The 7,786-nt window shown below is 64.2% G+C and carries 6 protein-coding genes; all 6 read left to right on the top strand.

Going from position 1 to position 7,786, the window contains the following annotated elements:
- Nucleotides 1-343 precede the first annotated feature (343 nt).
- Entirely contained in the window at nucleotides 344-2,455 is a 2,112-nt protein-coding gene (locus tag BLS61_RS16620) for a TonB-dependent siderophore receptor (protein WP_090432854.1), read from the top strand.
- Nucleotides 2,456-2,525: 70 nt separating this feature from the next.
- Nucleotides 2,526-4,562 carry a Fe(3+)-hydroxamate ABC transporter permease FhuB gene (gene fhuB / locus BLS61_RS16615; RefSeq protein WP_090432696.1) on the top strand — a complete coding sequence of 679 codons (2,037 nt, stop codon included), beginning with the start codon at nucleotides 2,526-2,528 and terminating at the stop codon, nucleotides 4,560-4,562.
- Nucleotides 4,563-4,572: 10 nt separating this feature from the next.
- Nucleotides 4,573-5,484: an iron-siderophore ABC transporter substrate-binding protein gene (locus tag BLS61_RS16610; protein WP_090432694.1), complete on the top strand. Its 912-nt coding sequence runs from the start codon at nucleotides 4,573-4,575 to the stop codon at nucleotides 5,482-5,484.
- An 88-nt stretch (nucleotides 5,485-5,572) separates the two neighbouring features.
- Nucleotides 5,573-5,773, top strand: a complete 201-nt coding sequence (locus BLS61_RS16605) for an MbtH family protein (RefSeq protein WP_003247048.1) — start codon at nucleotides 5,573-5,575, stop codon at nucleotides 5,771-5,773.
- A gap of 25 nt (nucleotides 5,774-5,798) precedes the next feature.
- The gene (locus BLS61_RS16600; protein WP_090432692.1) at nucleotides 5,799-6,785 is read left to right on the top strand and encodes a TauD/TfdA family dioxygenase; all 987 of its coding nucleotides are present in this window, start codon (nucleotides 5,799-5,801) and stop codon (nucleotides 6,783-6,785) included.
- Entirely contained in the window at nucleotides 6,782-7,768 is a 987-nt protein-coding gene (locus BLS61_RS16595; protein ID WP_090432690.1) for a GNAT family N-acetyltransferase, read from the top strand. Before BLS61_RS16600 ends, BLS61_RS16595 begins: the two co-directional genes overlap by 4 nt.
- Nucleotides 7,769-7,786: the final 18 nt, after the last annotated feature.

The raw sequence follows: 7,786 nt of genomic DNA, 5'->3' as shown, positions 1-7,786 counted from the left end.
GAACGCTTCACCGTCACTCCCGCGAAGGCGGGAGCCCATTCGATGTGGGCTGGCTCCCCGACTGAGCGGGGATGACGGCCATTTCAGCGGCTGCCTGATCAATCGCTAGCAGAACGTACCCCTTTGATGGGTGATGGCAAGGTTGTATCAAATTGCCATCTAAATGATAAAAATTACTATTTAGTTTTGCATTGATATTGGTTAGGCTAGCCAGCGTTTTTTTGACAGGCCAGCGGATTGGCTGGCGGTATCGGGGGAGAAGATGATGTCGAAAGCAGTGCAGGGTGCCGGACGTTTTCAACTGAAGTGCCTGGCCGTGGTGATTGCTGCCACATGCCACGGGATGGTTCAGGCGCAAGATGACCAGGTGACGCTGCCGTCGCAGACGGTCACCGGCGAGCTGGACCGCCCGCAAGGCCCGGACTACGGCTACAAGGCCGAGAAAAGCCTGACCGCCAGCAAGACCAGCACACCGCTGTCGGAGACGCCGCGTTCGGTGTCGGTGGTGACCCGCAAGCGCATCGAAGACCAGAAATCGCAGAGCCTCACCGATGTGCTGGGCTACGTGCCGGGTATCTTCGCGCCACCTTTCGCTGCCGGTGACGGCCTGGCCGGTGATCTGTTCTTCATTCGTGGTTTCAACGCCACCGACTACGGCTATGGCCTGCTGCGCGACGGTTTGCGCGTGCAGGGCAACCGCTACGACACCACCAGCGAGCCCTATGGCCTGGAGCGGGCAGAGGTATTCCGCGGGCCGACCTCGATTCTCTATGGCGAGAATGCACCGGGCGGTCTGGTCAACCTGGTCAGCAAGCGCCCGACCGCTGCTTCGCAGGGCGAAGTGCAACTGAGCTACGGCTCCAACGATCGTCGCCAGCTCAACCTGGATGTGTCCGGGCCGCTGAATGACAGCGGCAACGTGCTGGGCCGCGTGGTGATGGTCGGCCGCGAGGCCGATACCCAGGTCGATCACGTGCAGGACGATCGCATCTATATCGCCCCGTCCCTGACGCTTAACTTCGACGATTTCAACAGCCTGACGCTGTTGTCGACCTACCAGAAGGATCGCACCAAGCTGGAGCTGGGCTTGCCGGCAGCGGGCACGCTGCTGAAGAATCCCAACGGCAAGATCGACAAGGACACCTTCCTCGGTAACAAGGACTGGAACACCTTCGAGCGTGAAGTCTGGACCCTGGGTTACGAGTTCACCCATCGCTTCAACGATGATTGGCAGTTCCGCCAGAACTCGCGTTACATGCAGTCGCGCATCCAGCGTAACGAGATCTGGCCGGGCGCACTGAACAACGCGGGCTTCGGCACCAACGTCAGCTCGCAGGCGTACGACCGCCACAACAAGTCCATCACCTATTCGCTGGATAACCAACTCGAAGGCAAGTTCGACACCGGTGCCCTGCAGCACACGCTGCTGGTCGGCGCCAGTTTTGACAGGACTTCCTTCAATCAGGACTGGAGTGCAGGGTTCGGTCCGTCGATCAACGTATTCAACCCGGTCTGGACCAGCGAGCCGACCACGCCGTTCACCATCCAGAACTCGCAGCTCGACCAGCAGATGGCCGGCCTCTACAGCCAGTTGCAGAGCAAGTACGAGAACTGGATCTTCCTGCTCGGCGGTCGTTTCGACAGGGTCGATAGCCAGTACCGCAACAAATTCGACGCGACCAGCCCGGTCAGCAACGCCGCCTCCGACCTGGACTACACCGACCGCGACTTCACCTGGCAGACCGGTGTGATGTACCAGTTCGAGAATGGCCTGTCGCCCTACGTTAGCTACTCCACCTCGTTCGTTCCGGTACAGCAGACCACCAGCGCCAGCGGTCCTCTGGATCCGATCACCGCCGAGCAGTACGAGGTGGGCCTGAAGTACGAGCCCAAGGGCTGGAACACCATGTTCACCGCTGCCGTATTCGATCTGCGTAAGGAAAATGACGTCTATTTCGAAGCGGGCATCAATGACTACCGCCAGGTCGGCGAAAGCCGCTCCAAAGGTGTCGAGTTGGAGATCAACAGCGATATCAGTGCCAACCTGAATGTCACCGCGGCTTATACCTATACCGATGCACGTATTACCAAGGATGCGCCGGGCTCGCTGCTCGAGGGCAACCAGATGACCGGCGTGCCGCGCAATCAGGCTTCGATCTGGGCCAATTACCGTTTCCTCGACGGTGCCTTGCGCGGTCTGCGTCTGGGCGGCGGCGTGCGTCACTTCGACAGCACCTTTGCCTACACCGCCGAAAGTCTCTACGGCAAGCTGGACACCGGCGACGTGACCCTGGTCGATGCCGCCATCGGTTATGACATCGACGAGCACTGGTCGGTCGATCTCAACGCCAAGAACCTCTTCGATCAGGAGTACGTGGCAGGCTGCAACAATGCCGGGCGCTGCTACTGGGGCGATGAACGCACCTTCCTCGGTACCGTGTCGCTGCGCTGGTAAGCGGCAACCGAGTGGGCAAACCAAGGCGAGGGGGCAACCCTTCGCCTTTTTGCATAGGTAAGGACAACGGATGACGAGTTTGAGTCGCCCTGGCCAGCCCGCCGCTGTACGTGGGTTCGGTCACGCTGGCCTGGCGCTGCTGGGGCTCGCGCTGCTGCTGGCCATGCTGCTGTGGCAGGGCGTGTTGCGCCACCCCTGGCCAACGACCGAGGCCTGGCTGGCGCCGCTGTCGTCGCAGCCGTCGCTCGACGGCCTGCTGCTATGGTGGACGCAACTGCCCCGCGCCTTTGCCGGAGTGCTGGTGGGCGCCTGCCTGGGCGTTTCTGGAGCGATCATGCAGCTGATCACGCGCAACCCGCTGGTGTCGCCGGATCTGCTCGGCATCACCGCAGGGGCACAACTGGGCGTGATCCTCGGCATGCTTCTGCCCGGCGCGCTGGGGTTGCCGCTGATCTTCGTCGGCGGGCTGCTGGCGGCCTTGTTCACCTTCCTGATGGCAGGCGGCTGGAACACCTCGCCGCTGCGTCTGACCCTGGCCGGGGTGGCGGTAGCGCAGACCTTCGCTGCGCTGATCGCGCTGTTTCTCAGCCTCAACGACCAGGCCGCGATGGTGGTGTCGCTGTGGAATACCGGTTCGCTGCAGCAGCTGGGCTGGGGCGCGATGCATCCGGCCCTTTACCTGTTGCCGCTGATTGCCCTGGCGCTGCTGGTGCTGATGCGGCCGATGAACCTGGCGGTGCTGGGCGACGGGCAGATGCGCTCGCTGGGGCTTTCGCCGGCCTGGCTCAAAGGGCTGAGCATCGTCCTCGGCAGCCTGCTGGCGGCGCTGGCCATTCATCTGGCCGGGCCGCTGGGCTTTATCGGGCTGATCACGCCGAATCTGCTGCGCTTTGCCTTCGCCGTGGTGCGGCCTTCCCGCTTGATCCCCTTGTGCGCGATATGGGGCGCACTGCTGACGTTACTCGCCGATGCGCTGGTGGCGGCGGTGGAGCCCTGGTTCCAGTTGCCGCTGGGGGTGCTGTCGGCGGTTCTCGGTTCGCTGGCGATCCTCCTGCTGCTGCGTTACGGGCGCCGCGCGCCGGTGGCGGCGGTCACGGCGAGCATGCCAGGCGAGAGCCGCGCCATGCGCCTGCCCTTGTGGTCGTTCGTCGCGCTCGCGCTGCTGATCTGCCTGGCGCTGCTGGTAGCGGGCACGGCGCAGGGCGAATCGGGCATCTGGTCGTTCTGGCAGCGGGTGTGGGCCGGCGAGCCCTTGGCCATGACGCTGCTCGATCTGCGCCTGCCGCGGCTACTGGTGGACATGGCCGCCGGCGCGCTGCTGGCGACCGCCGGGATGCTGTTGCAGGCGGTGACGCGCAACCCGCTGGCCGGCCCGGAAATTCTCGGGGTGAGCCAGATGGCGGCACTGGTGGTGCTGCTGGCACTAATCTTCATGCCCGAGCTGGCCGTTGCCTGGCGGTTCCCGCTGGCCTGGCTGGGCGCCGGCCTGGCGCTGGTGATCGTCATCGGCCTCAACCTGCGTCATGGCCTGGAGCCGCTGCGCGTGACGCTCACCGGCTTTGCCATCAGCGGCGTGGTGCTGGCCGTGGTGAGCCTGCTGATGGCGCAGTTCACCAGCAATATCGCCCAGGCGCTGATCTGGATGGTGGGCAGCAGCTACGGGCGTACCTGGAGCGATCTGCAGGCCATGCTGCCCTGGCTGGTGATCGGCCTGGCGCTGTGCGCGGCGACCACGCGCTGGATGGATCTGCTGCAGCTGGGCGACGGCGTGGCCGGCAGCCTCGGCTTATCGGTGCCGAGCCGGCGGGTGTTGCTGATCGTGCTGGCCAGCGCACTGATCGCAGCGGCCGTGGCGGTGGTCGGGCCGGTGGCATTCATCGGTTTGCTGGTGCCGCATGGCGTGCGTCTGCTGGGCTTTCATCGTGCCCGCCAACGCTTGCTGGCGGCGCCGCTGCTGGGCGCGACCCTGCTGGCCTCGGCTGACTTGCTCGGGCGCGTGCTGCTGGCGCCGCTGGACATCCCGCTGGGAATCGCCACGGCCGCCATCGGTGCGCCGTTGTTCCTGCTGCTGCTCAGCCGTTTCTATTTCAGTGACAAAAGGAGCTAGTGCGGTGGCGATGCGTCTTGTCTGTTGCCTGCTGCTGGTCTGTCTGGCGCAGGGCGCCTGGGCGAGCGATGCACAACTGGTGGCCCGGCAGTCGGCCGGCGTTGGAGAAGCGCCGCAGCGGATCGTCAGTCTCGATGAGCTGAGTACCGAGCTGCTGGTGTCGCTGGGGATCGAGCCGGTCGGCGTGGCCAATCTGGCCAACTATCGCCGTTACATCGGTATCGGCAACGACCTGCTCGAGCGCAGTGTGGCATTGGGCAGCGCGCAGCAGCCCAATCTGGAGGCCATCGCCCGGCTCGAGTCGGACCTGATCGTGGGGGTGGCCTACCTGCACCTGCCGTTGTTCGAGCGTCTCGATGGCCTGGCACCGACCCTCATCTATCAGGTGTCGCTGGCATCGGCAGGCTATGACGGCGTGGCCATCGGCGAGGCCATGCTGGAGCATCTCGGGCGTCTTACCGGGCGCCAGGCGCAGGCCGCCGCAGTGATCCGCGAAGGTCAGCAGGCGCTGGCTGCTGCGCGCCAGTCCGTTCGTGAGCTAGATCTGCAGGGCGAGCCGGTGGCCGTGCTCTATCCGCTGGTGCAGCAGGGCAGTTTCATCGCCCTCAACCAGCAGACGCTGATCGGCAGCCTGATGAACCGCCTGGAGGTGCGCTCGCCCTGGACGCTGCGCTCCGCCCACAGCCTGCACCGGCGCATCGATATGCGCAGCTTCGCCAGCGAGCCGGGACTGCGCGTGCTGTTCATCGGTGGGCAGGAGCGGGCGCCGTTCTTCGCCAGCCCCCTTTGGAAGGCGCTGCCAGTCGCCCAGCAGCAGCGTTACGCCTTTCTTCCCACGCCGTACTGGACCTTTGGTGGCCCGCGTTCGACGGCTGCTATCGCGACCCAGGTGCGCGAGGCGATCGAGGCGATGAATCGTTGAATTTTGCTCTTAGCCATTCGTCCTTTAAGAGGAGCCTGGCGGCTATCACTACCGGCCAGGGGCAAGTCACTTTCACAGAGGTCATCGCATGAGCTTCGACAACGAGAACGCGCGCTTTCTGGTCGTGATCAATCATGAGCAGCAGTATTCCATCTGGCCCGAATACAAGGCTATTCCCGAAGGTTGGTCGGCTGTGGGCGTGTCCGGCGACAAGGCCACCTGCCTGGCCCACATCGAAGAGGTCTGGACCGATATGCGCCCGCTGAGCCTGCGCCAGGCCATGGCGTGAACAGCGACCTGCGGGGAGCGCGACGATGAATCAAGTGACCGATCTGGCGCAGGCCGCCCTGAGCATCGCAGCCGGCCTGCCCATGCGCGTCAGCCCGCTGCAGGCCGGGCAGGGCTTGTACGAACATCTGCCGACTTTGCAGCAACTGGTGGCCGAGCATCTCGAAGTGTGCGGTGGCCTGCTGTTCAGCGGCTTTGCCGATGTTGATGTGGCCAGTTTTCAGCAGTTTGCCGGCGCCTTTGGCCATCCGCTGTTGAGTTACGAATTCGGCTCCACGCCACGTAGCCGGGTCAGTGCAGGCGGGGTATATACCTCCACCGAATTTCCCGCCCATCGCCCGATTCCGCTGCATAACGAGCAGGCCTACACCACCGAATGGCCGCTTCGTATCTGGTTCTATTGCGCCCAGGCAGCCGAGCAGGGCGGCGAGACACCGATTGCGGACAGCCGTGAGGTGTTCCGGCGTATCGATCCGGCCATCCGCGAGCGCTTCGCCGAGCGCGGCCTGCTTTACGTGCGCAACTACGGCAACGGTCTGGATCTGCCCTGGCAACAGGTCTTCAACACCGAAGATCGCCAGGTGGTCGAGCAATATTGCCGCGCCCGCCGCATCGACTTCGAATGGCTCGGCGATGACGAGCTGCGCACGCGTCAGCTTTGCCAGGGGGTTGCCCAGCATCCGCGTACCGGTGACTGGGTCTGGTTCAACCAGGCGCACCTGTTCCATTTGTCGGCCCTGGATGCCGATACCCAGGAGGTGCTGATCGATGCGGTCGGTCTTGAGGGGCTGCCGCGCAACGTCTACTTCGGCGATGGCACGCCAATCGAGGCGAGCCTGCTGGACGATGTGCGCGGCGTGCTGGACGCCTGCACCATCCGCTTCCCCTGGCGCGACGGTGACATCCTGATGCTCGACAACATGCTCACGGCCCATGCCCGCGATCCCTTCAAGGGGCCGCGCAAGGTGGTGGTGGCGATGGCCGAGGCCTACGGCCAGGAGGGCTTCCAATGAATGCATTGCCACTGCCTGATGGGCGCGTGCTGCAAGGCGAGTCGCGCGACTCTGCGATCTGGCTGTCCTGCGACGGTCGGCCGCTGATACAGCTGCGCATTTGCGAAACCAACGCCGTGCAGGTGCAGGAAGTGGCTACGGCCGATCTGGCCGATGCGCTGTGGTGCGCCAGCTACTGGTGGCTCGCCGCTCATCCGCAGGCGCCACGTCTGGTCTGGCAGGGGCTGGATCAGCAGGCGCTGCAGGCCTGTGGCGACTGGCTGCGTGGCGATGCCGGTAGCGCCAGCGCGCAGGTCGAGCGCAGCGTGTTTTGGCAGTTGCCGCAGCCCTGGCTGCGCCAGGCGCTACCGCCTTATCCGCAGCAGATGGTGATGAGCGACGGCAAGCGTCATCCACGGCGCCGCGCCAAGCCCCAGGGCGAGGTCTACCGGCGTTTCGATGCGCGCCTGGGGGCCTGGATATCCCTGCGTACGCTGGACATCGAACAGGACCTGGAGCGCTTCAATCGCTGGCAGAACACGCCGCGTGTTCTGCATTTCTGGCAGGAGGGGGGTGATCTCGCACAGCACCGCAGCTATCTCGAGTCCATCGCTGCCGACCCGCATGTCTGCAGTCTGATCGGCTGCTTCGATGACCAGCCCTTCGCCTACTTCGAACTCTACTGGGCCAAGGAAGACCGCATTGCGCCTTTCTATGCGGTAGACGATTATGATCGCGGCATCCACATGCTGGTGGGTGAGCAGGCGCATCGCGGGCCGCACAAAGTGGCCAGCTGGCTGGCGGCGCTGACCCATTACGCCTTTCTCGACGATCCGCGCACCCGCCTGGTGGTGGCCGAACCGCGCGCCGACAACGCGAAGATGATCGGCTATATGCAAACGCTGGGTTACTACCGGGAAAAGGAATTCGATTTCCCTCACAAGCGCGCCGCGCTGATGGCCATTGGTCGCGAGCGCTTTTTCGACAGCGGGGTACTGTGTTGAACGTATCGGGAATCGCTC

Source organism: Ectopseudomonas guguanensis (genome assembly GCF_900104265.1).
Lineage (GTDB): Bacteria > Pseudomonadota > Gammaproteobacteria > Pseudomonadales > Pseudomonadaceae > Aquipseudomonas > Aquipseudomonas guguanensis.
This window is presented reverse-complemented; position numbering and strand designations above follow the sequence as displayed.

Excerpts from the sequence above, each read along its gene's own strand:
- BLS61_RS16605 (WP_003247048.1), top strand. The coding sequence starts at position 5,573 with ATGAGCTTCGACAACGAGAACGCGCGCTTTCTGGTCGTGATCAATCAT.
- BLS61_RS16595 (WP_090432690.1), top strand. The coding sequence starts at position 6,782 with ATGAATGCATTGCCACTGCCTGATGGGCGCGTGCTGCAAGGCGAGTCG.
- fhuB (WP_090432696.1), top strand. The coding sequence starts at position 2,526 with ATGACGAGTTTGAGTCGCCCTGGCCAGCCCGCCGCTGTACGTGGGTTC.
- BLS61_RS16600 (WP_090432692.1), top strand. The coding sequence starts at position 5,799 with ATGAATCAAGTGACCGATCTGGCGCAGGCCGCCCTGAGCATCGCAGCC.
- BLS61_RS16610 (WP_090432694.1), top strand. The coding sequence starts at position 4,573 with ATGCGTCTTGTCTGTTGCCTGCTGCTGGTCTGTCTGGCGCAGGGCGCC.
- BLS61_RS16620 (WP_090432854.1), top strand. The coding sequence starts at position 344 with ATGGTTCAGGCGCAAGATGACCAGGTGACGCTGCCGTCGCAGACGGTC.